The organism is Cellulosimicrobium sp. ES-005, from assembly GCF_040448685.1.
Taxonomy (GTDB): domain Bacteria; phylum Actinomycetota; class Actinomycetes; order Actinomycetales; family Cellulomonadaceae; genus Cellulosimicrobium; species Cellulosimicrobium cellulans_G.
Map to the genome: position 1 here is coordinate 1,053,477 of NZ_CP159290.1, position 26,998 is coordinate 1,080,474.

At 74.6% G+C, this 26,998-nt stretch carries 20 protein-coding genes and 1 tRNA gene; 16 read left to right on the forward strand and 5 right to left on the reverse strand.

Annotated elements, in window-relative coordinates; genetic code table 11:
- Positions 1 to 109: 109 nt before the first annotated feature.
- The 3 genes from ABRQ22_RS04560 to ABRQ22_RS04570 all read right to left on the reverse strand — a co-directional run bounded on the left by ABRQ22_RS04560 (position 110) and on the right by ABRQ22_RS04570 (position 6,289).
- Entirely contained in the window at positions 110 to 3,934 is a 3,825-nt protein-coding gene (locus tag ABRQ22_RS04560; protein ID WP_353708733.1) for a multifunctional oxoglutarate decarboxylase/oxoglutarate dehydrogenase thiamine pyrophosphate-binding subunit/dihydrolipoyllysine-residue succinyltransferase subunit, read from the reverse strand.
- A gap of 349 nt (positions 3,935 to 4,283) precedes the next feature.
- The gene (locus ABRQ22_RS04565; protein WP_353708734.1) at positions 4,284 to 5,489 is read right to left on the reverse strand and encodes an ATP-binding protein; all 1,206 of its coding nucleotides are present in this window, start codon (positions 5,487 to 5,489) and stop codon (positions 4,284 to 4,286) included.
- Positions 5,486 to 6,289: a response regulator transcription factor gene (locus ABRQ22_RS04570; protein ID WP_253053309.1), complete on the reverse strand. Its 804-nt coding sequence runs from the start codon at positions 6,287 to 6,289 to the stop codon at positions 5,486 to 5,488. The genes ABRQ22_RS04565 and ABRQ22_RS04570 overlap by 4 nt, the downstream gene beginning before the upstream one ends.
- Before the next feature lie 150 nt (positions 6,290 to 6,439).
- On the opposite strand from ABRQ22_RS04570, the gene ABRQ22_RS04575 reads away from it, so the two are divergent.
- From ABRQ22_RS04575 to ABRQ22_RS04590, 4 genes are all read left to right on the forward strand, one after another.
- Positions 6,440 to 7,816, forward strand: coding sequence for a hemolysin family protein (locus tag ABRQ22_RS04575; protein WP_353708735.1), 1,377 nt, complete (start codon positions 6,440 to 6,442; stop codon positions 7,814 to 7,816).
- The gene (locus tag ABRQ22_RS04580; RefSeq protein WP_353708736.1) at positions 7,813 to 8,856 is read left to right on the forward strand and encodes a hemolysin family protein; all 1,044 of its coding nucleotides are present in this window, start codon (positions 7,813 to 7,815) and stop codon (positions 8,854 to 8,856) included. The genes ABRQ22_RS04575 and ABRQ22_RS04580 overlap by 4 nt, the downstream gene beginning before the upstream one ends.
- Before the next feature lie 132 nt (positions 8,857 to 8,988).
- Positions 8,989 to 9,798 (forward strand): M15 family metallopeptidase, encoded by an 810-nt coding sequence (locus ABRQ22_RS04585; RefSeq protein ID WP_253053315.1) that lies wholly within the window; start codon positions 8,989 to 8,991, stop codon positions 9,796 to 9,798.
- 49 nt (positions 9,799 to 9,847) lie between these two features.
- Positions 9,848 to 10,411, forward strand: coding sequence for a hypothetical protein (locus ABRQ22_RS04590; protein ID WP_253053317.1), 564 nt, complete (start codon positions 9,848 to 9,850; stop codon positions 10,409 to 10,411).
- A 36-nt stretch (positions 10,412 to 10,447) separates the two neighbouring features.
- Here ABRQ22_RS04590 and ABRQ22_RS04595 read toward each other — a convergent pair whose 3' ends face one another.
- Entirely contained in the window at positions 10,448 to 11,080 is a 633-nt protein-coding gene (locus ABRQ22_RS04595) for a CYTH domain-containing protein (protein ID WP_253053319.1), read from the reverse strand.
- Between the two features lie 108 nt (positions 11,081 to 11,188).
- Positions 11,189 to 11,261: transfer RNA gene (locus ABRQ22_RS04600), tRNA-Arg, on the reverse strand.
- Positions 11,262 to 11,411: 150 nt separating this feature from the next.
- Between ABRQ22_RS04600 and argS the strand changes: the two genes are divergently transcribed.
- The 12 genes from argS (at position 11,412) to thrB (ending at position 26,986) form a co-directional block, all read left to right on the forward strand.
- Positions 11,412 to 13,097 (forward strand): arginine--tRNA ligase, encoded by a 1,686-nt coding sequence (gene argS / locus ABRQ22_RS04605; RefSeq protein WP_353708737.1) that lies wholly within the window; start codon positions 11,412 to 11,414, stop codon positions 13,095 to 13,097.
- The gene (gene lysA / locus ABRQ22_RS04610; protein ID WP_353708738.1) at positions 13,094 to 14,482 is read left to right on the forward strand and encodes a diaminopimelate decarboxylase; all 1,389 of its coding nucleotides are present in this window, start codon (positions 13,094 to 13,096) and stop codon (positions 14,480 to 14,482) included. Before argS ends, lysA begins: the two co-directional genes overlap by 4 nt.
- A 238-nt stretch (positions 14,483 to 14,720) precedes the next feature.
- On the forward strand, positions 14,721 to 15,881 hold the full coding sequence (locus ABRQ22_RS04615) for an ABC transporter substrate-binding protein (RefSeq protein ID WP_353708739.1): 1,161 nt from the start codon (positions 14,721 to 14,723) through the stop codon (positions 15,879 to 15,881).
- A gap of 119 nt (positions 15,882 to 16,000) precedes the next feature.
- Positions 16,001 to 17,023 carry an iron ABC transporter permease gene (locus tag ABRQ22_RS04620; protein WP_253053712.1) on the forward strand — a complete coding sequence of 341 codons (1,023 nt, stop codon included), beginning with the start codon at positions 16,001 to 16,003 and terminating at the stop codon, positions 17,021 to 17,023.
- Positions 17,020 to 17,841 carry a heme ABC transporter ATP-binding protein gene (locus ABRQ22_RS04625; RefSeq protein WP_353708740.1) on the forward strand — a complete coding sequence of 274 codons (822 nt, stop codon included), beginning with the start codon at positions 17,020 to 17,022 and terminating at the stop codon, positions 17,839 to 17,841. The genes ABRQ22_RS04620 and ABRQ22_RS04625 overlap by 4 nt, the downstream gene beginning before the upstream one ends.
- Positions 17,838 to 19,223, forward strand: coding sequence for a hypothetical protein (locus ABRQ22_RS04630; protein ID WP_353708741.1), 1,386 nt, complete (start codon positions 17,838 to 17,840; stop codon positions 19,221 to 19,223). The genes ABRQ22_RS04625 and ABRQ22_RS04630 overlap by 4 nt, the downstream gene beginning before the upstream one ends.
- The gene (locus ABRQ22_RS04635) at positions 19,220 to 20,605 is read left to right on the forward strand and encodes a hypothetical protein (RefSeq protein ID WP_253053331.1); all 1,386 of its coding nucleotides are present in this window, start codon (positions 19,220 to 19,222) and stop codon (positions 20,603 to 20,605) included. Before ABRQ22_RS04630 ends, ABRQ22_RS04635 begins: the two co-directional genes overlap by 4 nt.
- 164 nt (positions 20,606 to 20,769) lie before the next feature.
- Positions 20,770 to 22,152 (forward strand): HtaA domain-containing protein, encoded by a 1,383-nt coding sequence (locus tag ABRQ22_RS04640; protein WP_253053333.1) that lies wholly within the window; start codon positions 20,770 to 20,772, stop codon positions 22,150 to 22,152.
- Positions 22,153 to 22,160: 8 nt separating this feature from the next.
- Positions 22,161 to 23,441, forward strand: coding sequence for a DUF916 domain-containing protein (locus tag ABRQ22_RS04645; RefSeq protein ID WP_353708742.1), 1,281 nt, complete (start codon positions 22,161 to 22,163; stop codon positions 23,439 to 23,441).
- A 175-nt stretch (positions 23,442 to 23,616) separates the two neighbouring features.
- Positions 23,617 to 24,957, forward strand: coding sequence for a homoserine dehydrogenase (locus tag ABRQ22_RS04650; RefSeq protein ID WP_253053337.1), 1,341 nt, complete (start codon positions 23,617 to 23,619; stop codon positions 24,955 to 24,957).
- Positions 24,957 to 26,060: a threonine synthase gene (thrC, locus tag ABRQ22_RS04655; RefSeq protein ID WP_353708743.1), complete on the forward strand. Its 1,104-nt coding sequence runs from the start codon at positions 24,957 to 24,959 to the stop codon at positions 26,058 to 26,060. The genes ABRQ22_RS04650 and thrC overlap by 1 nt, the downstream gene beginning before the upstream one ends.
- Positions 26,060 to 26,986: a homoserine kinase gene (thrB, locus tag ABRQ22_RS04660; RefSeq protein WP_353708744.1), complete on the forward strand. Its 927-nt coding sequence runs from the start codon at positions 26,060 to 26,062 to the stop codon at positions 26,984 to 26,986. Before thrC ends, thrB begins: the two co-directional genes overlap by 1 nt.
- The last annotated feature ends 12 nt before the right edge of the window (positions 26,987 to 26,998 follow it).

A 26,998-nucleotide genomic window follows, 5' to 3' on the forward strand; every position in this document is an offset into this window, starting at 1 on the left:
CGAGCCGCCGTGCCCCACCCCGGGCGCGACGGCGGCGGACGCACCGACGACGAAGGCCCCTCCGCACGGAGGGGGCCTTCGTCGGGTCCGGTGCGAGGAACCCGCGACGTCAGCGGGCGAACGCCTGCTCGAGCAGCACGGCCTGCTGGGCCTGGTGCTTCTTCGCCGTGCCCGCGGCGGTCGACGCCGACGCCGGGCGCGAGACGACGCTCACGCGCGGCAGGTCCTCGGGCAGGTTGATGTGCACGAACGACCAGGCGCCCTGGTTCTCCGGCTCGTCCTGGACCCACACGACCTCGGCGCCCGGGTACTTCGCGAGCTCGGCCCGGATGCCGTCGACGTCGAGCGGGTAGAGCTGCTCGAGGCGGACGAGCGCCACGCCCTCGTCGCCGCGCTTCGTGCGCTCGGCGAGCAGGTCGTAGTAGACGCGGCCCGTGCTCAGGAGCACGCGGTCGACCTTCGCCGGGTCGGCCGCCGTGTCGGGGAGGACGGGGCGGAACGTGCCGGTCGTGAAGTCCTCGACGCTGGATGCGGCCGCCTTGAGGCGCAGCAGCTGCTTCGGCGTGAAGACGATGAGCGGACGGCGCGGGCGGGCGTACGCCTGCTGGCGCAGCAGGTGGAAGTACGACGCGGGCGTCGACGGCTGCGCGATCGTCATGTTGTCCTCGGCCGCGAGCTGCAGGAACCGCTCGATGCGCGCGGACGAGTGGTCCGGCCCCTGGCCCTCGTAGCCGTGGGGGAGGAGCATGACGACCGAGGAGTGCTGGCCCCACTTCTGCTCGGCGGACGAGATGAACTCGTCGATCACCGTCTGGGCGCCGTTGACGAAGTCGCCGAACTGCGCCTCCCACAGCACGAGCGCGTCCGGGCGCTCGACGGAGTAGCCGTACTCGAAGCCGAGCGCGGCGTACTCGGACAGGGACGAGTCGTAGACCCAGAACTTGGCCTGGTCCGCCGACAGGTACAGCAGCGGCGTCCACTCGGCGCCCGTCTCGCGGTCGTGCAGGACGGCGTGGCGCTGCACGAACGTGCCGCGGCGCGAGTCCTGCCCGGCGAGGCGCACGGGCGTGCCCTCCACGAGGAGCGAGCCGAACGCGGCGAGCTCGCCGAAGCCCCAGTCGATGCCGCCCTCGACGGACATCTGCCGGCGCTTCTCGAGGAGCTGCGCGAGCTTGGGGTGGACGGTGAAGCCCTCCGGCGGCGCGACGTGGACCTGGCCGACGCGCTCGAGGACCGAGCGGTCGATCGCCGTCTTCCAGCCGACCATCGTGCCCGCGTCCTCGAGCTGGGACTCCGGGCGCTCGAGGCCGGCGATCGGCTCGCGGTCCGCGGCGGGCGTGAAGCCGCCCTCCTTGGTCTCGGTGAACACGCGCTCGAGCTGGGCCTGGTAGTCCTGGAGGACGTGCTCGGCCTCCTCGAGCGTGATGTCGCCGCGCGCGACGAGGTTCTCGGTGTAGAGCTTGCGCACCGAGCGCTTGGCCTCGATGAGGTTGTACATGAGCGGCTGCGTCATCGAGGGGTCGTCGCCCTCGTTGTGACCGCGGCGGCGGTAGCAGATCATGTCGATGATCACGTCGCGGTCGAACTGCTCGCGGAAGGCGAAGGCCAGCTCCGCGACGCGCACGCACGCCTCCGGGTCGTCGCCGTTCACGTGGAAGATCGGGACCTGGTAGCCCTTGGCGACGTCGGTCGCGTACGTCGTCGAGCGCGACGACGACGGGCCGGTGGTGAAGCCGACCTGGTTGTTGATGAGGACGTGCACCGTGCCGCCCGTGCGGTACCCGCGCAGCTGCGCGAGGTTGAGCACCTCGGGCACGACGCCCTGGCCCGCGAAGGCCGCGTCGCCGTGGATGAGGATCGGCAGGACGGAGAACCCGTCGCCGCCCAGGTCGATGCGGTCCTGCTTGGCGCGCACGATGCCCTCGAGCACCGGGTCGACCGCCTCGAGGTGCGACGGGTTGGCGGCGAGGTAGACCTTGGTCGTCGCGCCGGTCTCGGCGGTGAAGACGCCCTCGGTGCCGAGGTGGTACTTCACGTCGCCCGAGCCCTGCACGCTCTTCGGGTCGAGGTTGCCCTCGAACTCGGCGAAGATCTGCGCGTAGCTCTTGCCCGCGATGTTGGCCAGCACGTTGAGGCGACCGCGGTGGGCCATGCCGATGCCGACCTCGTCGAGGCCGTTCTCCGCCGCCTTCGACAGGATCGCGTCGAGCAGCGGGATGAGCGCCTCGCCGCCCTCGAGGGAGAAGCGCTTCTGCCCGACGAACTTCGTCTGGAGGAAGGTCTCGAACGCCTCGGCCGAGTTGAGGCGGCGCAGGATGCGGAGCTGGTCCTCGCGCGGCGTGCGCGCGTACCCGGACTCGAGGCGCTCCTGGAGCCACTTGCGCTGCGTGCGGTCGGCCAGGTGCATGTACTCGACGCCGACGGTCCGGCAGTACGAGTCGCGCAGGAGGCCGAGGATGTCGCGCAGCGAGGACTTCGTCTTGCCGCCGAAGCCGCCCGTGGGGAACGTGCGGTCCAGGTCCCACAGCGTCATGCCGTGGTTCTGGATGTCCAGGTCGCCGTGCTTGCGCTGCCGGTACGCGAGCGGGTCGGTGTCGGCCATGAGGTGCCCGCGCGACCGGTACGAGTGGATGAGCTCGGCGATCTTGGCGGGCTTGGCCGCCTCGATCTCGGCGTCCGTGGTGTTGTCGCGGACCCAGCGCACCGGCTCGTACGGGATGCGCAGCGCCGCGAACACGCGGTCGTAGAAGCCGTCCTCGCCGAGGAGCTTCTGCGACAGGATCCGGAGGAACTCGCCGGACTGCGCGCCCTGGATGATGCGGTGGTCGTAGGTCGACGTGATCGTCAGGACCTTCGAGATGCCGAGGCGCGCGAGGCGCTCGGTGGACGCGCCCGCGAACTCCGCGGGGTAGTCCATCGCGCCGACGCCGATGATCGTGCCCTGACCCGCCATGAGGCGCGGCACCGAGTGGACGGTGCCGATGCCGCCGGGGTTGGTCAGCGAGATCGTGGTCCCGGCGAAGTCGTCGACGCCGAGCTTGCCGCCGCGCGCCCGGCGGACGAGGTCCTCGTAGGCCGCCCAGAACTGGGCGAAGTCCATCGTCTCGGCCTTCTTGATGCTCGGCACGAGGAGCTGGCGCGACCCGTCCGGCTTGGCCAGGTCGATGGCGAGCCCGAAGTTGACGTGCGCCGGCTGGTTCACCGCGGGCTTGCCGTCGAGCTGCGTGTAGCTCGCGTTCATGATCGGCATGTCCGCCAGCGCCTCGACGAGCGCGAACCCGATGAGATGCGTGAACGAGATCTTGCCGCCGCGGCCGCGCGCGAGGTGGTTGTTGATGACGATCCGGTTGTCGACCATGAGCTTGGCCGGCACCGCGCGCACCGACGTCGCCGTCGGCACCTGGATGCTGGCCTCCATGTTCGTCACGACGCGCGCCGCGGGGCCGCGGAGCTTCTGCACGTCGTCCGCCACGGTCTCCGCCTCGGCCGTCGGCGCGCCGGCGACCTTGCGGGCCGGGACCTGCGCGTACGGCGCGGTCGCGGGCTGGGCGGTCGCGACGGGCCGCGTCGCCCGGACGGCCTCGGCGGCGGCGTTGACCGCGGGGTCGGCAGGGAGCTTCGGGGGCTTGACGCGCTGCGCCGCCTCGGCGGCGGCCGAGCCGTCCGTCACGGCGGCGGGGGCGACCGGCGCGGAGGGGGCCGCGGCGGGCGCCGCGGAGGACCCGTTCACGGGCGTCGACGGCGCGGCGGCCGTCGTGGCTGCTGCCTCGGCACGCTCCGCCGGACGGTAGTCCTCGAAGAAGTCCCACCACGCGGGGTCCACCGCGTTCTTGTCCAGGAGATACTGCTCGTACAGCTCGTCGACCAGCCACTCGTTCGCTCCGAACACGGAGCTTGCGTCGCTGATCGCCTCTGACTCAGCCTTCGGGGACACGCGAGGATCGCCCACTTTCACACACAGGTCGCTGTCGGTCACAGTCTGCGAGCAGGCGTGCGGCGGCACGCGCGAGGCGTGCGGCCGACGTCGGCGCAGACTCGTCCGGATTCCGGACCACTCCAGCCTAGGCCCTCGGCGGCGGCCCGGGGGGCTGCGCGGGGCGTTCGCGCGCGGCCTGTTCGCGGGTTCTTCACGCCGCGTCTGGGCCAGGCAAAAGTGATCCCACGCGGACCTCGTCGGACGGCAAGATCGCGGAATTCCACGCCATCGCGAGGTATCCGGGGCGGGCGGTGTGACGGATCTCACGCACGCCCGCGCGGGCGTGCCCGCGCTGTCAGCCGCGGGCTCAGGGGGTCGTCGGGCCCTCGGGGCCGGGCGCCGGCTCGCCGAGCAGGTCGGGCTCGACGGCGTGGGCGTGCGCCGGGAGCGTGACGCGCATCGTCGCCCCGCTGCGCGAGTCCGCGACCTCGATCCGCCCGCCGTGCAGGTCGATCGCCCACCGGACGATCGCCAGGCCGATGCCCGTCCCGCCCGTCGAGCCGCCGGTCGTCGTGTGCGTGCCGGTCGCGCTGGCCCGGGCGAAGCGCTCGAAGATGCGCTCGCGGTCCTCCTTCGCGATCCCCGGGCCCTCGTCCACGATCTCGAGCACGACGTCGTCGTCCACCGGGTACGCCTCGAGCCGGATCTCGCCCCCCTGCGGGGAGTGCCGGATCGCGTTCTGCAGCAGGTTCGTCACGACCTGGTGCAGCCGCTCGCGGTCCGCCTCGAGCACGAGGTCGGGGGGCGTGACGTCCACGACGTACCGGAGCTGCTTCCCGGCCTCCACCATCGACACCGCCTCGGCGTTCTCCTCGAGGAAGTCGCCCACGTCGATCTCGGTGATGTTGAGGGCCGCCGCGCCCGCCTCGATGCGCGACAGGTCCAGGAGGTAGGAGACGAGGCGCGTGAGGCGCTCCGTCTGCGCCAGGGCCATCTCCATCGTCGCGGGCGTCGGCTGCGTGACGCCGTCGACGACGTTCTCGAGCTGCGCCTGGAGCGCCGCGATCGGCGTCCGCAGCTCGTGCGACACGTTCGCGATGAGCTCGCGTCGCACCTGGTCGCTCGTCGCGAGGTCCTCCGCCATGACGTTGAACGCGACGGCGAGCTGGCCCACCTCGTCGCGGCTCGTCGCCCGCACCCGCCGCGTGTAGTCGCCGTCGGCCATCGCGCGCGCCGCCGCCGTCATCTCGCGCAGCGGCGACGTCATGCCCCGCGCGAGGAGCTGGGTGAGCAGCAGCGACAGGACGATCGCGAGCGGGAACGTGCGCGACGGCCCGAGCTGGTTCTGCAGCCCGATCCACGTGATGAGGACCGCGAGCGTGACGGTCGCGGCCACGAGCACGCCGAGCTTGATCTTCAGCGAGCGGAACGAGTCGAGCGGACGGACGTCGGGCAGGTGCGGGCGGATCGTGTGCGCGCGGTGCGCGCCGTTGCGCGGCGGAGCGCTCGGGCCGCCCGGGCCCCGGCCCGCGCCGTCGACCGGGTCGGCAGGGTCAGCGGGGTGGGAGGTCATCCGGCGGGCGGCTCGAACGCGTAGCCGACGCCGTGGACCGTGCGGATGAGGTCCGCGCCGAGCTTGCGGCGCAGCGCCTTGATGTGCGAGTCGACGGTGCGCGTCCCGCTCGCGTCCGCCCAGTCCCAGACCTCCGCGAGGAGACGCTCGCGCGTGAGCACGGTCTTGGGCGAGCTCGCCAGCATGACGAGGAGCTCGAACTCGGTGGGCGTGAGGTGGACCTCGTCGCCCGCGCGGTAGACGCGGCGCTGAGCCTTGTCGATCGTCACGTCGCCGACCGTCATGGGCGGGTCGGTCGGCGCGGCGCTCGCGGCCTGCGTGGCACGGTCGACCCGGCGCAGCAGCGCCTTGATGCGCGCGACGAGCTCGCGCATCGAGAAGGGCTTCGTCATGTAGTCGTCCGCACCCACGCCGAGCCCGATGAGCATGTCGGTCTCGTCGTCGCGCGCGGTGAGCATGAGGATCGGCACGGGCTGCTCGGCCTGGATGCGCCGGGTGACCTCGAGGCCGTCGATGCCGGGCAGCATGACGTCGAGCACGATCACGTCCGGGCGCAGCCGCGTCGCGGCATCGACGCCGGAGAGCCCGTCGCGCGCGACCTCGACGCGCCAGCCCTCGGCGCTCAGGCGCTGCGCGATCGCCGTCGCGATGGCGGGCTCGTCCTCGACGACGAGGACCGTGGCCGCCTGCTGCGGGGTGCCGCCCGTCAACGGCGCCGTCGTGGGCACGGGCCCGCGGCCCGGGACGGGACCGGCGCCCGCGCCGGTCGGTGATGCGCTCGCTGCCCTCGGATCTGCCATGGGATACAGCGTGGCACACGTCGGCCCAGGTCGGCCGGATTTCCCCGCCGCCGAGCGGCCGGGCGCCGCACGCCCGGGCGCCCCGGGGGGAGCGGGCGCTAGCATCGTCGGCACGATGAAGAGCACCTCTCGATATCGGTGGAGCACCTCGTGGTAGGCGACTGGGTCATGGTCGCGCTCGGGGTGCTCCTCACCGCAGGCACCGCCGTCTTCGTGGCCAGCGAGTTCTCCCTGGTCACCCTCGACCCCGCCGTCCTCCCCGCCGGTGACGACCCCGACCAGGAGGGCGACAGACGCGGATCCCCGCCCTCCGGCGGGAGGCCGCGTGCCGACCGGCGCGACCGCAGCGTCCGGGCCGGCCTCAAGCACCTGTCGACCGAGCTGTCGTCCGCGCAGGTCGGCATCACGCTCACCACGATCCTCCTCGGCTACACGGCGCAGCCGGCGCTGCTCTCGCTGTTCGGCGCCGGGCTGGGCGCCACCGCGCTCGGGCAGGCGGCCTCGGCGGTCCTCGCCGGGGTCCTGGCCCTCCTCGTCGTGAACTTCGTCTCGATGCTCTTCGGCGAGCTCATCCCCAAGAACTTCGCCCTCAGCGCGCCCTACGCGACGGCCCGGCAGGTCGTGCCGGTGCAGCGCCAGTTCACCAAGCTGTTCCGGCCCGTGATCGCCGTGCTCAACGGCTCGGCGAACGCGATCCTGCGCCGCGTCGGCGTCGAGCCGCGCGAGGAGCTGTCGGGCGCGCGCTCCGCCTCCGAGCTCGCCGCGCTCGTCCGCCGCTCGGCCCAGGAGGGCACGCTCGACGTGTCCGTCGCGACGCTCCTCACCAACTCCATCGAGCTCGACGAGCTGAGCGCGGTCGACGTCATGACGGACCGGATGCGGATGGTCGTCGTGGACCGCGACGCGACGGCCGCGGACGTCGTCGACGCCGCGCGCCGGACCGGGCACTCCCGCTTCCCGGTCATCGGCGAGGACCGGGACGACGTCGTCGGCCTCGTCCACCTGCGCCGCGCCGTCGCCGTCCCGTACGAGCGGCGCGAGGAGGTCCCGGCGGCGGCGCTCATGGTCGAGGCGCCCCGGGTGCCGGAGACCGTGCGCCTCGGCCCGCTGCTCGTCGAGCTGCGCGGCTTCGGGCTCCAGATGGCGGTCGTCGTCGACGAGTACGGCGGCACCTCCGGCGTCGTGACCCTCGAGGACGTCGTCGAGGAGCTCGTGGGGGACGTGGCGGACGAGCACGACCCGCGGCGCGCGGGGGCGGCCCGCCGTGCGGACGGCTCCTGGCTCGTCCCGGGCGTCATGCGGCCCGACGAGCTCACCGAGGTCACCGGGCTCCGTGCGCCCGAGGACGGCGCGTACGAGACGCTCGGCGGCCTCGTCATGGCGCGGCTCGGGCGCGTGCCGGAGCCGGGCGACGAGGTCGTCGCGGGCGACGATCGCGACCGCGTCGTGCTGCGCGTGGAGGCGATGGAGGGTCGGCGGGTCGAGCGGCTCTCCGTTCGTGCGGCCCCCGAGGAGGTGGAGTCGTGAGCTCGACCACCGCGCTCCTCGTCGCCGTCCTCCTGCTCGCGGGGAACGCGTTCTTCGTCGGCGCCGAGTTCGCCGTCATCTCCGCCCGGCGCTCGGCGATCGAGCCGCTCGCCGCGCAGGGCAACCGCCGGGCGCAGACGGTCCTGTGGGCGATGGAGAACGTGTCGCTCATGCTCGCGTGCGCCCAGCTCGGGGTGACGGTCTGCTCCACGGGCCTCGGCGTGGTCGCCGAGCCGGCGCTCGCGCACCTCATCGAGGACCCGTTGCACGCCCTCGGCGTGAGCACGTCGCTCGCCCACCCGATCGCGTTCGTCGTCGCGCTCGCGATCGTCGTCTACCTGCACGTGGTGGTGGGCGAGATGGTCCCGAAGAACCTCGCGGTCGCGGGTCCCGAAACGGCGGTCATGTGGTTCGGGCCGCCGCTCGTGTGGATCGGGCGCGTGCTGCGCCCCGTCATCGTCGCGCTCAACTGGCTCGCGAACCACGCGGTCCGGGCGACGGGGGTCGAGCCCAAGGACGAGGTCGCCTCCGCGTTCACCGCGGAGGAGGTCCAGTCGATCGTCGAGCACTCCCAGGCGGAGGGCGTGCTGCGGGACGAGCAGGGCCTCCTCTCGGGCGCGATCGAGTTCTCCGAGCGCACCGCGCAGGACGTCATGGTGCCGGTCGCGGACCTCGTCACCGTCACCGAGGGCTGCACGCCCGAGGAGGTCGAGCGCCTCGTCGCCAAGACCGGGTTCTCGCGGTTCGCGGTCGCCGACGTCTCGGGCGAGCTCGTGGGCTACCTCCACGTCAAGGACGTGCTGTACGCGGACGAGACGACGCGCGGGGCCCCCGTCCCGTCGTGGCGCGTGCGCGCGCTCGCGACCGCCGCCCCCGGCGACGAGGTCGAGGACGCGCTCCGGGCGATGCAGCGCTCGGGCGCGCACCTGGCGCGCGTCGACGCGCCCGCGGGCGGCGGAGCCCTCGGCGTCGTGTTCCTCGAGGACATCCTCGAAGAGCTCGTGGGGGAGGTGCGCGACGCGATGCAGCGTCGTCCGTGAGGCACGCGCGGGCCTCCGGCCCCGCCCCTGAACAGGGGACTTGGCATCGTCGGAGTGCTTCGTTACTGTTCCGTGATTGATCGGTCGTCGGTGGCCCGAGAGCCACCCCGAAGGGTGAGAGGCAGGTGGCGGGTGGAGTCGCAGCAGGCCGACGCACCCGCCCTCGAGTCCCGACGGGCCCGGCGCGAGGCGGAGCAGGGTTCCCGCCGTCGTCGCCCCCAGGCACAGGTCTCCAGCCAGCACCGCTGGATGCCGCGCATCGCCGTCCTCGGGACGCTCGCCGCCGCGACGATCGCCATGCCCCTCTCCGCCGGCGCGGACGACGGGCTGGGCACCGGTTCGCCCTTCGAGCCCGACACGCGACCGCTGGGTCCCAGCGCCCTCGACCTGGCGACCGCCGCGTCGACCGCACCCGCGGTCTCGCAGAGCGTCGCCGCCGCCCCCCGCGTCGAGGTGCGGCGCGAGGCCGCCTCCCGGTCCGCCGCGCGCGACCCGCTCCCCGGCTGCGACCCCACGGTCCGCCCCGCGGGCACCAACGGCAAGCTCGACGAGCACGCGCTGTGCGAGCTCTGGCAGGCGGGCGAGCACCTGCGGCCCGACGCCGCGGTCTCGCTGTCGGCCATGAACGAGGCCTTCCGGGCGACGTTCGGTCGTGACCTGTGCCTCGTCTCGTCGTACCGCACGCTCTCGACGCAGGTGTCGCTCAAGTCCTCCCGCGGCGCGTTCGCCGCGCCCCCCGGCTGGTCCATGCACGGGTGGGGGCTCGCGATCGACCTGTGCTCGGTCGAGACCGGCTCGCGCGAGGTCTACGCGTGGATCAACCAGAACGGTGCCACCTACGGCTGGGCCAACCCCGCCTGGGCCAAGCGCGGCGGCAGCGGCGCCTACGAGCCGTGGCACTTCGAGTTCGTCCAGGGCGTCGAGGAGATCCAGAACTCCTGACGCGCCCGGCACCCTCCGCCGCGGCCCTCTCCGCCGTATCGTCGGAACCGTGGCCGACCTGCTCCTCGCCGCGGTCGTCCTGCGCCGTCCCGAGCACGCGCTCGCCGCGCAGGTGCTGAGTCTCGCGCTCGCCGGCCTCGTCCGGGTGGAGCCGACGGCGGCCGGCTCGCCTCCCGTGCTCGTCCTCCTCGACGCATCGCCCGCGTCCGAGCGCGAGCGCCTCGCACTGACCGCGCTGCTGGGCGACGACGCCCGTGCAGGCGCGCGCGTCGCGCTCGACCCCCGGGACGACGCCCTCCGCGACCGCGTGCACGCCGCGTCGCGCCGCGTCGTTCAGGGCGCGCGTCGCGACGGCTACCTCGAGCCCGGCCGGGCGCGTCGCCTCACGGAGAAGGGCGAGGCCGTGCGGGCCGAGCTCGTGGCGCTGGAGGACGCGGTCGAGCGAGAGGTCGCGGACGCCCGGGCGCGCGACCACGCGCGCGAGCACGTCTCCTCCGGTGCGCTGCCGTGGGCGGTGCTGTTCGGGCACGAGCCCGGGTGGGTCCCGGTCGACCGCCGGACGGTCCGGTTCGACGTCGCCGCCGTGTGCGCCGCCGCGGACGCGCTGCGCTGACCGGGGTGCCGGCGGGCGCCACGCGCAGCGCGGTGGCTACGGGCCGGAGAGCCGCTCGTTGCGGCCGAAGTCCTGGAGGAACCGGGGACCGGCCGCCGCGAGCTCGGCCTCGAAGTCGTCGCGCCACGCGCCGTAGGGCCGGCTCGCGAGGGCGTCGTTGGAGAACCGGGGGTCGTCCGTGAGCTCGGTGACGCAGAACGCGGGGATCTGCAGGTCCGTCACGGGTCCGGTCCGCTCGCACTCCGCGACGACGAGCGGGTGGTTCGCCCCGCCGAACACGTCGACCACCCAGCCGTCCGCCCCGACCCAGACCGAGTACCGCGTCTTGACGACGCGTGCGCCGCCACGGCGGATCATCTGCACGCCCACCGCGACGTCGACCTCACGCTCCGCCTCGTAGCGCGTGCCGCCCGCCATCGGACCCTTGACGGTGAGGGTGCACAGGTCGACCGCGGGCGCGTAGCGGTCCAGGAGGTGCACGGGGTCCGTCGCCGGGTCCATCGTCGCGTCCACGGTCGGGACCTTGGCGCGCAGCCGCAGCGCGTAGCCCTCGTCGGCGAGGTAGTAGCTCTGCACGATGAGCGCCGGTGCGTCGCGCAGGTCCTCGGGCAGGTCGCGCACGAGGAACCGGCGCTCGAACTCGAAGTCCCCGTAGCCGCCGTCGGTCATGGCCCCACCGTAGCGGGCGCGCGGGACGGGGCGCGGGAGCAGCCGGGCCCGGAGACGACGCGAGCCCGGCCGCCGGAGGCGGGCCAGGCTCGTCAGAGCGGAGCGCGGTGCCCTCGATAGGATTCGAACCTACGACCTTCTGCTCCGGAGGCAGACGCTCTATCCACTGAGCTACGAGGGCGAGCGCCGACGGTGTCCGCCGACGCGATGCACGAGACTACCAGCACGTCCGGGGTGCGTGCGCCCGTCGGCGTCCGGTGGTCGGGACGCCCCGCGGGCCTCGCGCGAAATGCCGCGACGGAGGGTGCTCGTGCCTCGGTAGAATCGCCCGGTGACCCCCGACGAGCTCTCCGAAGCGCTGAGCGCTGCCCTGGCCGCCGCCGTCGCCGACGGCACCCTCGCCCTGGACCCGACCGCGGTCCCCGAGCGCGTCCACGTGGAGCGACCCCGCCAGCGCGAGCACGGCGACTGGGCCACGAACGTCGCGCTGCAGCTCGCCAAGAAGGCGGGCACGACGCCGCGCGCCCTCGCCGAGGACCTCGCGACGCGGCTCGCCGCGACCCCGGGCGTCAAGGCCGTGGACGTCGCCGGCCCGGGCTTCCTCAACATCACGCTCGACGCGGCCGCCGCGGGCGAGCTCGCGCGCACGATCGTCGACGCGGGCCCGGCCTACGGGCGCAACGACTCGAAGGCGGGCACGAAGGTCAACCTCGAGTTCGTCTCGGCCAACCCGACCGGCCCCATCCACATCGGTGGCGTCCGCTGGGCCGCCGTCGGCGACTCGCTCGCGCGCGTGCTCGAGGCGAGCGGCGCGGACGTGACGCGCGAGTACTACTTCAACGACCACGGCGCGCAGATCGACAGGTTCGCCCGCTCGCTCCTCGCGCGCGCCCGCGGCCTGGAGGCGCCCGAGGACGGGTACGGCGGCGAGTACATCACCGAGATCGCGGAGGCGGTGATCGCCGACGCGCTCGCCGCGGGCGACCCCGACCCGCGCACGCTCCCGGACGCCGAGGCGCAGGAGGTCTTCCGGTCGCGGGGCGTCGAGCGCATGTTCGGCGAGATCAAGGCGTCGCTGCACGACTTCGGCGTCGACTTCGACGTGTACTTCCACGAGGACTCGCTGCACGAGTCGGGCGCGGTGGAGCGGGCCGTCGAGCGCCTGCGCGCGTCGGGCCACATGTTCGAGCAGGACGGCGCGACCTGGCTGCGCACGACCGACTTCGGCGACGACAAGGACCGCGTCGTCATCAAGTCGGACGGCGACGCCGCGTACATCGCGGGCGACATCGCCTACTACCTCGACAAGCGCGAGCGCGGCTTCGACGAGGTCATCATCATGCTCGGCGCCGACCACCACGGGTACGTCGGCCGCATGATGGCGGTCTGCGCGGCGTTCGGCGACACCCCGGGGAAGAACCTCCAGCTCCTCATCGGGCAGATGGTCAACCTCGTCAAGGACGGCCAGCCCGTGCGCATGTCCAAGCGCGCCGGGACCGTCGTGACGCTCGAGGACCTCGTGGACGCCGTCGGCGTCGACGCGGCGCGGTACTCGCTCGCGCGCTCGTCGACGGACCAGAACATCGACCTCGACCTCGACCTGCTCGCGCGGGCGACGAACGAGAACCCGGTCTACTACGTGCAGTACGCGCACTCGCGCACGGCAGCGGTGGACCGCAACGCGGCCGACCGCGGCGTCGCGCGCGCCGACAGCTTCGAGCCCGCGCTGCTCGACCACCCGAGCGAGGCCGCGCTCATCGGTCGCCTGACGGAGTTCCCGCGCATCGTGGCCCAGGCGGCGGAGCTGCGCGAGCCGCACCGCGTCGCGCGCTACCTCGAGGCGCTCGCCGGCGACTACCACACGTGGTACCAGCAGAAGTCGCAGCGCGTCCTGCCCTACCCCGACGAGGAGGTCACGGACACGCACCGCACGCGCCTGTGGCTCAACGACGCGGTGCGCCAGGTGCTCGCCAACGGCCTCGGCCTGCTCGGCGTCTCCGCGCCGGAGCGCATGTGAGCACCGGTCTGCCGGGGTACCCCGGCGAGCCGTGGTCGCGGGGCGTGCGCCGCGGCGAGGACGGGGTGGTGGAGGTCGCGGGCGTCGGCGTCCACGACCTCGCGGCCGAGCACGGCACGCCCGCGTACGTGCTCGACGAGGCGGACTTCCGCACGCGCGCCCGGGCGTACCGCACGGCGTTCGAGGCGGCGTTCCGCGCCGTCGGGTCGGACGTCGACGTGTACTACGCGGGCAAGGCCCTGCTCACGGTGGCCATCGCGCGCTGGGCGCGCGAGGAGGGACTGCGCGTCGACACCGCGAGCGGGGGAGAGCTCGCCGTCGCGCTGCGCGCGGGCGTCCCCGGCCCGGAGATCGGGCTGCACGGCAACAACAAGTCCGACGCCGAGATCGGCCGGGCGCTCGACGAGGGCGTGGGCCGGATCATCGTCGACTCGCTCGTCGAGGTCGAGCGGGTCGCGCGCCTCGCGGGGGAGCGCGGCGTCGTCGCGCCCGTCATGGTGCGCGTGACGACCGGCGTCCACGCGGGCGGGCACGAGTACATCTCGACCGCGCACGAGGACCAGAAGTTCGGCCTGTCGATCGCGGCGCCCCGCGGCGCGGACGGCGGCCCGGCCGGCGACTCGCCGGCCATGGTCGCGCTGCTCGACGTCGTCGCCCGGCCCGAGCTGCACCTGCTCGGGATCCACTCGCACATCGGCTCGCAGATCCTCGACCCCTCGGGCTTCGAGGTCGCCGCGCGCGCGGTGCTGGAGCTGCGGGCGCGGCTCGCGGACCGCTCGGGCGTGCTCGTCGACGAGGTCGACATCGGCGGGGGCTACGGCATCGCCTACCTCCCCGGCGAGGTCGCGCTCGACCCCGAGCGTGTGGCGAAGGACGTCGCCGCCGCCGTCGACGCGGTGGCCGCGGAGCTCGGCACGCCGCTGCCGCGGTTCTCGATCGAGCCCGGTCGTGCGATCGTCGGGCCGGCCGGCCTCACGCTCTACACCGTGGGCACGGTCAAGCCCGTGACGCTCGACGACGGCCGCGTGCGCACGTACGTGTCGGTCGACGGCGGCATGAGCGACAACATCCGCCCGGCGCTCTACGCGGCGCAGTACCACGCGGAGATCGTCGGCCGGGCGTCGGACGCGGAGCCGGTGCTCGCGCGCGTCGTCGGCAAGCACTGCGAGAGCGGCGACATCGTCGTCCACGAGGTGCATCTCCCGGTCGACGTGCGTGCGGGGGACCTCCTCGCCGTCCCGGCGACGGGCGCCTACGGCCGGTCGATGGCGTCGAACTACAACCTGCTGACGCGCCCGCCCGTCGTCGCGGTGCGCGACGGCGCGAGCCGGGTGCTCGTGCGCCGCGAGACCGTCGACGACCTCCTCGCGCTCGACGAGGGCTGACCCGCCCCGAACGCACCTCGTGCGACGGCCCGTGACCTGCCAAGGTCACGGGCCGTCGCCGTGCGTGGGCGCGGTCCGAGCGACGCGGGCGCGGCCCGGGGTGACGGGTGCCACAGTTCTGGCGCTCTGTCAGATACTTGTCAGGTTAGCCTTCACTAAATAAGGTAAGGCACGGCTTACTTCAGATCGTCCGCGTGCGCACCCCCGGTGGAGCGCGCCGAACCGGAGCACCGCACCCATGCCTCAGGACCCTCCCCGTCCGACCCGCACCGCCCCGTCCTCACGCCCCGCCCGTCGCAGCGCCCGCCCCGTCCCGGTGGTCGTCCTCGGTGCGGTGCTCGCCGTCCTGACCGCCTGCTCCCTGACCGGCGCGGCCGGCAACGGTGCCGCCGCCGGGGCCGTCGACACCACGCCGCTCACCGAGCTCGACGCTCTGGACGACCCCCGGTCGTACGTGGGGGAGTCGACCGCGGTCCTCGCGGACGCTGCGGTCGATCCCGTCGCGGACGACCCGCAGCCGACGCTGCCCGCCACGGTGACCGACACGCAGGGCACCGAGGTCACCGTCACCGACACGAGCCGCATCCTCGCGCTCGACCTCTACGGCTCCACGTCGCGCGTCGTGTTCGAGCTCGGCCTGGGGGACAACGTCGTCGGGCGCGACCTGTCGTCAGGGTTCGAGGAGATCGCCGACGAGCCGCTCGTCACGACGAACGGGCACGAGCTGAGCGGCGAGGCGATCCTCGAGCTCGCCCCGACGGTGATCATCACCGACACGACGCTCGGGCCGTGGGACGTGGTCCTCCAGATGCGCGACGCGGGGATCCCCGTCGTCGTCGTGGACTCGCACCGGAACCTGGACAACGTCGGCACGCTGATTCAGCAGGTCGCCGACGCGCTGGGCGTCCCCGAGGAGGGCGCGGTGCTCGCGGAGCGCACGCAGGCCGAGATCGACGCGAAGCTCACGGAGATCGCGGCGCTCGTCCCGCAGGACCCGGCGGACCGCCTGCGCATCGCGTTCCTCTACGTGCGTGGTCAGGCCGGGGTGTACTACCTGTTCGGCTCCGGCTCCGGCGCGGACTCGCTCGTCAGCGCCCTGGGCGGGGTCGACGTCGCGACCGAGATCGGCTGGGACGGGATGCGACCGGTCAACGACGAGGGCCTCGTCGCGATGCAGCCGGACCTCCTCCTCATGATGACGAAGGGCCTCGAGTCCGTCGACGGCGTGGACGGCCTGCTCGAGCAGCTCCCGGCGATCGCCCAGACGCCCGCGGGCCAGCACCGACGCATCGTCGACATGGCGGACACCGAGATCCTCAGCTACGGCCCGAACACCGCGGGCGTGCTCGACGCCCTCGCCCGCGCGATCTACGCCCCGGCGCCCGGGGGCGCCTCGTGACGACGACGCACGTCCCGCGGGACGCGACCACCGCCGCCGACACCACCACCGATACGGCCGTCGCGACGCTGCGGGACCTCGACGGACCGGTCGCGCTCCCGCCGGCCCGGCCCGCGCGCGTGACCGCGCTCTTCGTCGCCCTCGCCCTCCTGCTCGTCGTCCTCGGGCTGGTCTCCGCCGGGATCGGGCAGCTCCACGTGCCGCCGTTCGAGGTGCTCGGATCGGTCCTGCACCGGCTCGGGCTCGACGTCGGGCCGATGCCCTCGCACCCCAACGGTGACGCGGCGCTGTGGACCATCCGGTTCCCGCGTGTCGTCATGGCGATGACGGTGGGCGCGGCGCTCGCGACCGCGGGCGCCGTCATGCAGGGCGTGTTCGGCAACCCGCTCGCCGAGCCGGGGGTCGTGGGGGTCTCGGCGGGGGCCGCCGTCGCCGCGTGCTCGACGATCGTCTTCGGCATCACCGTGCTCGGCCCGTGGACCATCGCGGTCGCCGCGTTCGTCGGCGGGCTGCTCACGACGCTCCTCGTCTACGCGCTCGCGCGGTCCCAGGGCCGCACCGAGGTCGTCACGCTCGTCCTCACGGGCGTCGCGGTCAACGCCGTGTGCGGCGCGGGCCTGGCTTTCCTCACGTTCCTCGGCGACACGCAGGCGCGCGAGCAGATCGTCTTCTGGCAGCTCGGCAGCCTCAACGGCACCCGGTGGCCGTACGTCGCGATCGTCCTGCCGCTCGTGCTCGTCGGGATCGGCGTGGCCGTCGTGCTCGCGCGCCGGCTCGACCTGCTCTCGCTCGGCGAGCGCGCCGCGCGCCACCTCGGGGTCGACGTCGAGCGGCTGCGGATCGTGTGCATCGTCGCGGTCGCGCTGCTCACGGGCGCGGCGGTCGCGTTCTGCGGGATCATCGCGTTCGTCGGGCTCGTCGTGCCGCACCTCGTGCGCATGGTCGTGGGGCCGGGGCACCGCGTGCTGGTCCCCGCGAGCGCGCTCGGCGGCGCGGTGCTGCTCACCGGCGCCGACCTGGTCGCCCGCACCGCGGTGCCGTACGCGGACCTGCCGCTCGGCATGCTCACCGCGCTCGTCGGCGGGCCGTTCTTCTTCTGGCTCCTGCGCCGCACGCGCCGTACGGCGGGGGGCTGGGCATGACCGCGACCGTGAACCCGCCCGTGCTGTCCGCCCGGGGCGTCGGCGTGCGGATCGAGGGCGCGACGATCCTCGCGGACGTCGACCTCGACGCGCTCGCGGGCGAGGTGCTCGTGCTCGTCGGACCCAACGGCGCGGGAAAGTCGACCCTGCTGGGCGTCCTCGCGGGCGACACGGCGCCGACGAGCGGGACCGTCGCGTGGGAGGGCGAGCCCCTCGCCGCGGTCGGCGTCGCCGAGCTCGCCCGACGTCGGGCGGTGCTCCTGCAGGAGACGCGCCTCAGCTTCCCGTTCCGCGTCGTCGACGTCGTCCGCATGGGTCGCGCGCCGTGGCGGGGCACGGCGCGCGAGGAGCACGACGACGAGGCCGTGGCGCGCGCGCACGTCACCGCCGACGTCCTGCACCTCGCCGCGCGCCGGTTCCCGAGCCTGTCGGGAGGGGAGAAGGCCCGCGCGTCGTTCGCGCGCGTCCTCGCCCAGGAGCCCCGGCTCCTGCTCCTCGACGAGCCGACCGCCGCCCTCGACATCCGCCACCAGGAGTACGTCCTCGCCCAGGCGCGCGAGCGTGCCGGGGTGGGCGACGCCGTCGTGGTCGTGCTGCACGACCTCTCGCTCGCCGCCGCGTGGGCGGACCGCGTCGTCGTGCTCGACGGCGGTCGGGTCGCCGGCGTGGGGACGCCCGACGAGGTGCTCACGGACGACCTCCTGACCCGCGTCTACCGCCATCCCGTGCGCACGCTGCGCCACCCCGAGACCGGCGAGCTGCTCGTCCTCCCGGCCCGCACCGCCACCCTGCCGACCCCGGAGCCGTCCCTCCCATGACCACCTCGACGATCCCGACAGCACACCCTCCCGTCCGCGCCCCGCGGCGGCCCGTCGCGCGCATCGCGCTCGCCGCGCTGCTCGCCCTCGTCGTGACCACGTCCGCGACCGTCGTCGGCACGGTCGTCGGTGCCGCTCCCGCGCACGCGGCGGCGCGCGTGACCGTGACGAACGACCAGGGCCGCGCGGAGGCTGATGCGACGTACGCGACGACGCTCACGCTCAGCGGCTCCGGGTTCCAGTCGATCCAGGGGGCGTTCGGCGGCGTGTACGTGTTCTTCGGCTGGGTGTCCGACCCCGCGGGCGGGTCGTGGGCACCGAGCCGCGGCGGCAGCACCGGCGCGGACTACCGGTACGTGCCCGACTCGGAGCAGGCCGACAACCAGGGCTTCCAGAAGTTCGTCGCCTTCCCGGGCTCGGACACGGAGTACGCCGCGAACGGCGGCGTGGTCGCCGCGGACGGGACGTGGTCGACGCGGCTCGTGGTCCCGGGCCCGACGTTCCAGGCGCTCGACCGCGGCGGGAACGCCGTGACCGTCGACTGCCGCGAGGTGCAGTGCGGGGTCATCACGATCGGCGCGCACGGCGTGCCGAACGCCAACAACGAGACGTTCACGCCGGTCGCGTTCACCGACGCCCAGGCGGGAGGCGGCACCGCCGCCGGCACGACGCCGGGCGCAGCGGACCAGGGCACGGTGGCGCAGGGCGAGACCGGCGATGCCACGCCACCGCCCGCACCCGCGGCCGCGGCCGGCACGGCGACGATCGGCGTCGACCAGGCGACCGCCGTCGCGGGCCGCGCGCTGAGCTTCGTGGCGCAGGGCTTCCAGCCGGGGGAGCAGGTCGTGGGGGTCCTGGACGACGGCGTGCTCGCCATCGGGCCGCTCACGGCCGGGAACCAGGGCGAGGTCGCGGGCCTGCTCGAGCTGCCCGCGGACCTACGGGTCGGGACGCACGTCCTCCGCCTGACGGGTGCCGGGTCGGGCCTCGCGCCCGAGGTCGAGATCACGGTCCGCAAGGACCCCGCCGCGGTGGCCGCGGAGGAGGCCGCGGCCGAGGCCGCCGCGAGCGCCGGGCAGGGGTACTCGCCGGCCGAGATCGCCGTCGGCGTGGCGGCGCTCGTCCTGCTCCTCGTGCTCGTCTCGTCGTTCGTCTCCGCACGTCGGCGGCGCCGCGCGGCGCGCCCGGGCGCGGCAGCGTCCGGCGAGGCCGAGGCCGCGCAGGAGGCGACGGCGGACGTCGGACCCGGGGGCGGGGCGGTGGCACCACCGGTCCCGGCCTTCCACGGCGGCCCGCGCGTCGACGCTCGCGACGACGCGCCGACCCAGAGCCTGCCGCCCGTGGTCGTCCCGCAGGGTGAGCCCGTGGGACGGCACGCATGAGCGCCGGGACGCGCGCGCGGCGCTGGGTCGCCCGGGTCGCGGCGCTCGCGGGGATCGGGCTGGTGGCGCTCGCGGGCACGGTCGGGCCCGGGGCGGCCGCCGCGACCGCGACGGGTGGGAGCCTCGGTACGGGGCTGGGCATCGACGACGACGGCCGACCGGACTCGGCGGGGCTGCCGGTGACGGTGACGGTCCCGACGCTGGACGCCGCCGGCGGGCCGTTCACCGTGTCCGACGCCCAGCTCCGGTGGGGCCTCAACCACGAGGCGGGCAGCGCCGCGTTCTTCGGTGGCTGCAACTTCCTCATGGCGGGCGTGCCCGGGAGAGACGGCGACACGCACGGCGGCACGGTCTGGACCGAGGCCCACGGCTTCTACCGCGCGAGCGAGGGCGACGTCCGCGTCGTGCGCACCGACGCGTCCGGCGTGGAGCGCACCGCGAGCTTCGCGACGCGGTGCCAGGCGCCCGACGGGCAGCAGGTGTCGCTCGCGAACAACCTCAGCACGGGCGGGCAGGTCGTCGTCGACGGCGGCGTCGGGACCGTGGACCCCGAGGCCGGGACCGCGACGATCCGGTGGAAGGGCACCTTCACGACCGTCTTCTACGGCGGCCTGACCTACTGGTGGGCCAGCGATCCCGTGCTCACCGTCCGGGCCGACGGCACGGGCGAGCTCACCGCGACCGCGGGCGGGTTCGGCACGTCCATGGAGGACATGACCCGGTGGGAGCGGCTGCCCGCGACGCAGGTCGTGCTCGCGGACCTCGAGAAGGTCCTGCTGGGCGACCGCGCCGGCTTCCGCGCCGTGCCGCGCTACCTCGGCGTCACGACGGCCGCGACCGGCCTCACCGTGCGGCAGGCGGCACGGACGAGCGACAACGCCGCCCACTGGGGGGCCTTCCCCACGAGCTTCGTGCAGTTCCAGGTGCGGACCGGGCAGGCCGCGTACTGGTACACGTCGGGCGGCCAGCGCGACTGGGCGAAGGTCGCGGCGCCGCTGTACGTGAGCTACGACGCCGACGCGCCCGTCCCGCAGGAGCCGGGCGGCGGGGCGACGCCGCCGGTGGGGACGGTGTCCAACCCCGTGCTCACGCCCCCCGGCGTCCGCACCGGGCCCGGCGCGGGGACCGGGAGCGGCTCGTCCGTCCCCCGGGCGCCGTCGTCGCTCGGACCGCCGACGGACACGGCCGCGCCCGTCGCGTTCCTCGCGAGCCCCGCCGCCACGATCGGCGCAACGCGCACCGGGCTCGTGCCTGAGCTCGCGGACGCCCTGCGCGACCCGTCGCAACGGCTCGCGCTCATGACCACCGGGCTGCTGCTCGCCTCCGCGGGCACTGTCGTCGGGTTCCGGAAGGGCTGGCTCGTCCTGCCCTTCCGGGGATAGAGGTCCGCCCCGCCGTCGGACCCGGGCTGGCACCCGGACCCGACGGCAGGGCGGTCGCGCCGGCTCGTCCGGCATCGCGCGCGCGGGCAGCGCGCGCACCCACCACTCACGAGAGCACCACTCACGGAGCACAGGAGCCGGCACGGCCGGCACGAGAGGACATCATGCACACGCACAGACATCGGACGCGACCCACGCACCGGCTGGTCGCCGGCGCCGCCGTCGCCGCGATCGGCCTCGGCACGGTCTGGGTCGCCGCGCCCGCCCAGGCGGCCGAGCAGACCGTCGAGGGGGCCTCCTTCGTGTGGGGCCTCAACGGCTACGCGCAGAAGGGCATCTTCGGCCCCTGGTCGTACAAGAACCTCACGGGCGACGCCGCCCAGCTCGTCGGGAGCGTCTCCGGCGGGACGCAGTCCGAGTACGTCGTCGACCCGGTCCCGGCCACGTCGTTCCCGGCCGAGCACGCGGGCAAGACCCCCAACGCGGTCAAGTTCACCGAGGGCTCCGGCACGTACGACGCGGACACGCACGAGCTCGCTCTCGCGTGGTCCGGCAGCTACACGGTCAACGCCTACCCGGCCCAGTTCGGCGCTCCCGACGAGATCTACGCGAACCCGCAGCTCGTCGTCGAGGCGGACGGCTCCGGCTCGTTCAGCGCGGAGTTCACGCTCGGCGCAGGCATCGACATGTCCGGCAACCCCGTCGACGAGCAGAGCTACGGACGCCTCGACCTCGTGACGTTCTCCCCGGGCTCGGTCGATGTCGTCGACGCCGACACGGTCCGCATCACGCCCGACTTCCAGGGCATCGAGGTCGACCCCGCCGACAGCTCGCCGCAGACGCGCAACTGCGTCGCGTCGGGCACCGCGACGGGCTGGTGGGGCTCGTGGGCGCCCGAGTTCGTCAACACGCTGCCGGGCAGCGTCCGCCCGCACTTCTACTCGACCGGCTGCGGCGGCATGCAGGACCTCAAGCCGGCCCTGCCGATCGACGTCACCTACGCGGTCGACGCCGGCCCCGTCGACCCGGGTGGTCCGGGTGAGCCCGAGGAGCCCGGCGAGGGCGACGTGCCGATCGACGTGACCGTGCCCGAGGTCGAGGAGCCCGAGGAGCCGGGCGAGTTCGTCTGGACGATCGAGGGCGGCACCCCGGCCGTGAGCCTCGGCACCGCGACCGTGCGCGACGGCTCGTTCGTCGCGAGCGGCGTGCTGCCGAAGGTGACGATCACCGACACGCGCGCGGGCCAGCCTGCGTGGGCGATCAACGGGTCCGTGAGCGACTTCGCGTCGGGCAGCAAGACGTTCTCCGGCAAGTACCTCGGCTGGGGCCCGGCGCTCGCCGGGGACAACACGGTGGGCGCGGGCAACGGCCGCGTCGTCGTCGCGGGCGAGGGCGAGGGCCTCAAGGCGTCCTCCACGCTCGCGTCGGCTCCTGCCGGCCACCCGAAGGGCTCGGTCCAGGCCGAGGCCGCGATCGACCTGCGCCTGCCGCTCGACACGGGGGCCGGGGACTACACCGGCATCCTGACCCTCACCGCGGTGGGCTGACCGGACCGATGAACCGAGACGCCGCCGCCCCCGTCCGTACGCACCGCCCCGCACGGGGCGCGGCGGCGCTCGTCGGTGCGCTCGCCGCCCTGCTCGCGCTCGTCCCTGCCGGGGCGGCGCGGGCGGGGGGCGAGGTGCCCACGGTGCCCGTGGCGCCCGTGGTCTCCGCCCTCACGGGGGACACCACGGGCGACCTGAGCTGGGGTCTGCTGCCCGCCGACAACGACCACGGCACCGACCGGCCCAACTTCTCCTACGCCGTCGGACGCGGAGACACGATCTCCGACACCGTCGTCCTGACCAACCACTCCGCGCAGCGCCTCGAGCTGCGCACCTATGCCGCCGACGCGTTCACGACGACGTCAGGGCAGCTCGACCTGCTCCCCGCCGGGGAGACGTCCACGGACCTCGGGTCGTGGATCGCCCTGGGGGCCGGCACGGTCACGGTCGACCCTGGCCAGTCCCTCGACGTCCCGTTCACGATCACCGTGCCCGACGACGCCTCGCCCGGCGACCACTCCGCCGGGGTCATCACCTCCCTCGTCCAGCAGGCGTCCGCGTCCACCGTCGCGCTCGACCGGCGTCTGGCGCTGCGCGTGCACGCGCGCGTCGAGGGTGCCCTGGCCCCGACGGTCGAGGTGAGCGACGTGGAGGTGGTCCACCACGACGTCGCGAACCCTTTCGGCACGTCGTCAGCGACCGTGCGGTACACCCTGACCAACACGGGGAACGCGCGCGTCGTGCCGGCCGAGTCCGTCACCGTGACCGGGCCGTTCGGCTGGGCGACCATCACCGGGGGTGACGGTGAGCTGCCGGAGCTGCTCCCCGGCTCGGCGCTCGAGCGCGAGGTCGCCGTGACCGGGGTGCGACCCCTGGGCCGCGCCGACGCCTCGGTGGCCGTCACCGCCACAGCCGTCGGGATCGGCGGGGGAGCGACGGCGAGCGACGACGGCGGCGCGCAGACCTGGGCGGTCCCGTGGGCCGCTCTCGCGCTCGTCAGTCTGGTGCTGCTCGTCGCGCTGCGCGGCCCGGCGCTCGTCGCCGCGCTCCGTCGTCGTCGGGCCGCGAGGGCCGCCGCGGGAGGCGGCCGGGCGGCCGGCCCCGCGACCTCGACCTCGGGCGCGGTCCCGGAGAGCTCGGCGGCGGACCCCGCCCCGGAGGCGGGTGCCGCCGCGCCGGACCCGTCCGCGCTGACCACCGACCAGCTCGAGGAAGCCCTGGAACGCGCCCGCGCCGAGGGCCGCGCGCAGACGCTCGCGGAGCGCGGCGGCCGCGAACCGGAGGCCTGACTCCCGCGGTGGTCCGACACGTGGTCGGGCGGCGCCGTCGCGAGGGGTGGACACGTATCCTGTCGCTGCCGCTCCCACGCCCGACCCGTCGCCCCGCGCGACGGCGCGGCACCGGTCACCCGTGACCGGTCCCGGGCCCGGGAGCTCGCCCGCCCGTCCCCGAGGAAGGTCCGTCGTGCCCCCTGCCGCCGAGTCCCACCCGCCCCTGCGCGTCGCCCTGCTGGGGTGCGGCGTCGTCGGCACCCAGGTCGCGCGGCTGCTGACGGAGCAGGCGGACGACCTCGCCTCGCGCGTGGGCGCCCGCCTCGAGCTCGTCGGGATCGCGGTACGGAACGCGGCCGCGCCGCGCGCCGCGTCGGTCGACCGCTCGCTCCTGACCGAGGACGCGGAGGATCTCGTCGCGCGCGCCGACATCGTCGTCGAGGTCATGGGCGGCATCGAGCCCGCCCGGTCGCTCCTGCTGCGCGCGATCGACGCCGGCGCCGCCGTCGTCACGGCGAACAAGGCGCTGCTCGCCGAGGACGGGCCGACGCTCTACAAGGCCGCCGACGCGGCCGGCGTCGACATCTACTTCGAGGCCGCCGTCGCGGGCGCGATCCCCATCGTGCGCCCGGTGCGCGAGTCGCTCGCGGGCGACCGCGTGCGCCGCGTGCTCGGCATCGTCAACGGGACCACGAACTACGTCCTCGACCAGATGGCCACCACGGGCATGGACCTCGAGGAGGCCGTCAAGGAGGCGCAGGACCTCGGCTACGCGGAGGCGGACCCGACGGCCGACGTCGAGGGCTACGACGCCGCGGCCAAGGCCGCGATCCTCGCGAGCCTCGCCTTCCACACCCGCGTCTCCCTCGACGACGTCGCGCGCGAGGGCATCATGTCCGTCACCGCCGACGACGTCGCGTGGGCGGCGCAGACCGGCCACGTCATCAAGCTCCTCGCCATCGCGGAGCGGCGCGAGGGCGCCTCGGTGGGCGCGTCGGCCGGCGTCTCGGTGCGCGTGCACCCGGCGCTCGTGCCGACGTCGCACCCCCTCGCGAACGTCCGCGGGTCGTTCAACGCGGTGTTCGTCGAGGCGGAGTCCGCGGGCGAGCTCATGTTCTACGGGCGGGGCGCCGGCGGCGCGCCCACGGCGTCGGCGGTCCTGGGCGACGTGGTCTCGGCCGCGCGCCACCGCGTGCTCGGGGGCAAGGGCCCGCAGGAGTCCACCTACGCCGAGCTCGCGATCCTCCCGGCGAGCGCGGCCGTGACCCGCTACCAGGTGCGCCTCGACGTCGACGACCGCCCGGGCGTGCTCGCGCAGGTCGCGCACGCGCTCGCCGAGCACGACGTCTCCATCGAGGCCGTCCGCCAGCCCGCGGCACCGGGCGGTGCGGGCGTCGCGGAGCCCGGGGTCGCCGAGCTCCTCATCACCACGCACGCGGCGCCGGAGTCGGCGCTGTCCGCGACCGTCGCGGCGGTCGCCGAGCTCGAGCCCGTCCGCACGATCACGTCCGTCCTGAGAGTCGAGGGAGCCTGATGGCCCACCAGTGGAGAGGCATCATCTCCGAGTACCGCGACCGTCTGCCGGCGCACGTCGCCGAGCGGATCGTCACGCTCGGCGAGGGCGGCACGCCGCTCGTCGAGGCCCCGGCGCTCTCGGAGCGCACCGGCGCGCAGGTCTTCGTCAAGGTCGAGGGCATGAACCCCACGGGGTCCTTCAAGGACCGCGGCATGACGACGGCGATCTCCGCGGCCGCGGGCCGCGGCGCGCAGGCGGTCGTGTGCGCGTCCACGGGCAACACGTCGGCGTCGGCCGCCGCGTACGCCGTGCGCGCCGGGATGACGTGCGCCGTGCTCGTCCCGGACGGCAAGATCGCCATGGGCAAGCTGAGCCAGGCGATCGCGCACGGCGCGCGCCTGCTCCAGGTCGACGGCAACTTCGACGACTGCCTCGTCGCCGCGCGCAAGCTCGCCGACTCCTACCCGGTCGAGCTCGTCAACTCGGTGAACCCCGACCGGATCGAGGGCCAGAAGACCGGCGCGTTCGAGATCGTCGACGCGCTGGGCGACGCGCCCGACATCCACGCGCTGCCCGTCGGCAACGCGGGGAACATCACCGCGTACTGGAAGGGCTTCCGCGAGTACGCGGGCCAGGGCGCGCCGGGTCACGCGGGCGAGGGGCTGCCGGCCGTGTCCACGCACGTCCCGCAGATGTGGGGCTTCCAGGCCGCGGGCGCCGCGCCGATCGTCGCGGGCCACCCGATCACCGAGCCGGAGACGATCGCGACCGCGATCCGCATCGGCAACCCCGCGTCGTGGGAGCTCGCCGAGGCGGTGCGCGACGAGTCGGGCGGCGTCATCGAGGCCGTCACGGACGAGCAGATCCTCGCGGCCCACCGGGTCCTGTCGAGCGAGGTCGGCGTGTTCGTCGAGCCCGCGTCGGCGGCCGGTGTCGCCGGGATCCTCTCGCGCGCCGAGCGCGGGCTCGTCCCCGCGGGCGCGCGCATCGTCGTCACGGTCACGGGCCACGGGCTCAAGGACCCGCAGTGGGCGCTGCGCACGCTCGACGGGAGCGAGGTCACCCCGACGCGCGTGAGCGCCGACGTCGTGTCCATCGCCGACGCCCTCGGGCTCGACTGATGCAGCTCGGCGCGGACCACGTGCGGGTGCGCGTCCCGGCGACGAGCGCCAACCTCGGCCCCGGCTTCGACGCGCTGGGGCTGGCGCTCGCTCTCCACGACGTGCTCGAGGTGCGTGCGCTCGCGAGCGACGACGTGGTCGTCGACGTCGAGGGAGAGGGCGCGGGGGAGGTGCCCGGCGACGCGTCCCACCTCGTGGTGCGCGCCCTGCGGGCCGCGCTCGACGTCGCGGGCGCGCCGCAGACGGGCCTGCACCTGACCTGCGTGAACCGCGTCCCGCACGGGCGCGGCCTCGGGTCCTCGGCGGCGGCCGTCGTCGCGGGCATCGTGGCCGCGCGGGCGCTCGTCGCCGACCCGTCGGTGCTCGACGACGACGTGGCCCTCGACCTCGCGACCGCCATCGAGGGGCACCCGGACAACGCGGCGCCCGCGCTCCTGGGCGGTGCCACCGTGGCGTGGGACGCCGGGTCTGAGGCGGGCGCCCGCGCGGTGCGGCTCGACGTGCACGCCGAGCTGCGCGCGACCGTGCTCGTGCCCTCGGCGCGGCTCGCGACCAGCCGGGCGCGGGGCGTGCTCCCGGCCCAGGTGCCGCACGCCGACGCCGCCTTCAACGCCGGGCGCGCCGCGCTCCTCGTCGAGGCGCTCACCCGGCGGCCCGACCTGCTGCTCGACGCCACGGACGACCGTCTGCACCAGGCGTACCGGGCGGACGTCATGCCGTCGTCGTTCGAGCTCGTCCAGGCGTTGCGCGCCCGCGGCCTCGCGGCGACCGTCTCGGGAGCCGGCCCGACCGTCCTCGTGCTCTCGGCGGCCGACGGGCTGGAGGAGGTCGCGCGCGTCGCGGACTCCCTCGTCGGGGGGACCGCCGACTGGGCCGTGCGCCGCCTCGACGTCGACACGCGGGGCGTCGTGGCCGAACGGCTCTGACCTCGGTCGCGC

Excerpts from the sequence above, each read along its gene's own strand:
- ABRQ22_RS04565 (WP_353708734.1), bottom strand. The coding sequence starts at position 5,489 with ATGACCTCCCACCCCGCTGACCCTGCCGACCCGGTCGACGGCGCGGGC.
- ABRQ22_RS04570 (WP_253053309.1), bottom strand. The coding sequence starts at position 6,289 with ATGGCAGATCCGAGGGCAGCGAGCGCATCACCGACCGGCGCGGGCGCC.
- ABRQ22_RS04595 (WP_253053319.1), bottom strand. The coding sequence starts at position 11,080 with ATGACCGACGGCGGCTACGGGGACTTCGAGTTCGAGCGCCGGTTCCTC.
- ABRQ22_RS04615 (WP_353708739.1), top strand. The coding sequence starts at position 14,721 with ATGCCTCAGGACCCTCCCCGTCCGACCCGCACCGCCCCGTCCTCACGC.
- ABRQ22_RS04625 (WP_353708740.1), top strand. The coding sequence starts at position 17,020 with ATGACCGCGACCGTGAACCCGCCCGTGCTGTCCGCCCGGGGCGTCGGC.
- ABRQ22_RS04630 (WP_353708741.1), top strand. The coding sequence starts at position 17,838 with ATGACCACCTCGACGATCCCGACAGCACACCCTCCCGTCCGCGCCCCG.
- ABRQ22_RS04635 (WP_253053331.1), top strand. The coding sequence starts at position 19,220 with ATGAGCGCCGGGACGCGCGCGCGGCGCTGGGTCGCCCGGGTCGCGGCG.
- ABRQ22_RS04640 (WP_253053333.1), top strand. The coding sequence starts at position 20,770 with ATGCACACGCACAGACATCGGACGCGACCCACGCACCGGCTGGTCGCC.
- ABRQ22_RS04645 (WP_353708742.1), top strand. The coding sequence starts at position 22,161 with ATGAACCGAGACGCCGCCGCCCCCGTCCGTACGCACCGCCCCGCACGG.
- thrC (WP_353708743.1), top strand. The coding sequence starts at position 24,957 with ATGGCCCACCAGTGGAGAGGCATCATCTCCGAGTACCGCGACCGTCTG.
- thrB (WP_353708744.1), top strand. The coding sequence starts at position 26,060 with ATGCAGCTCGGCGCGGACCACGTGCGGGTGCGCGTCCCGGCGACGAGC.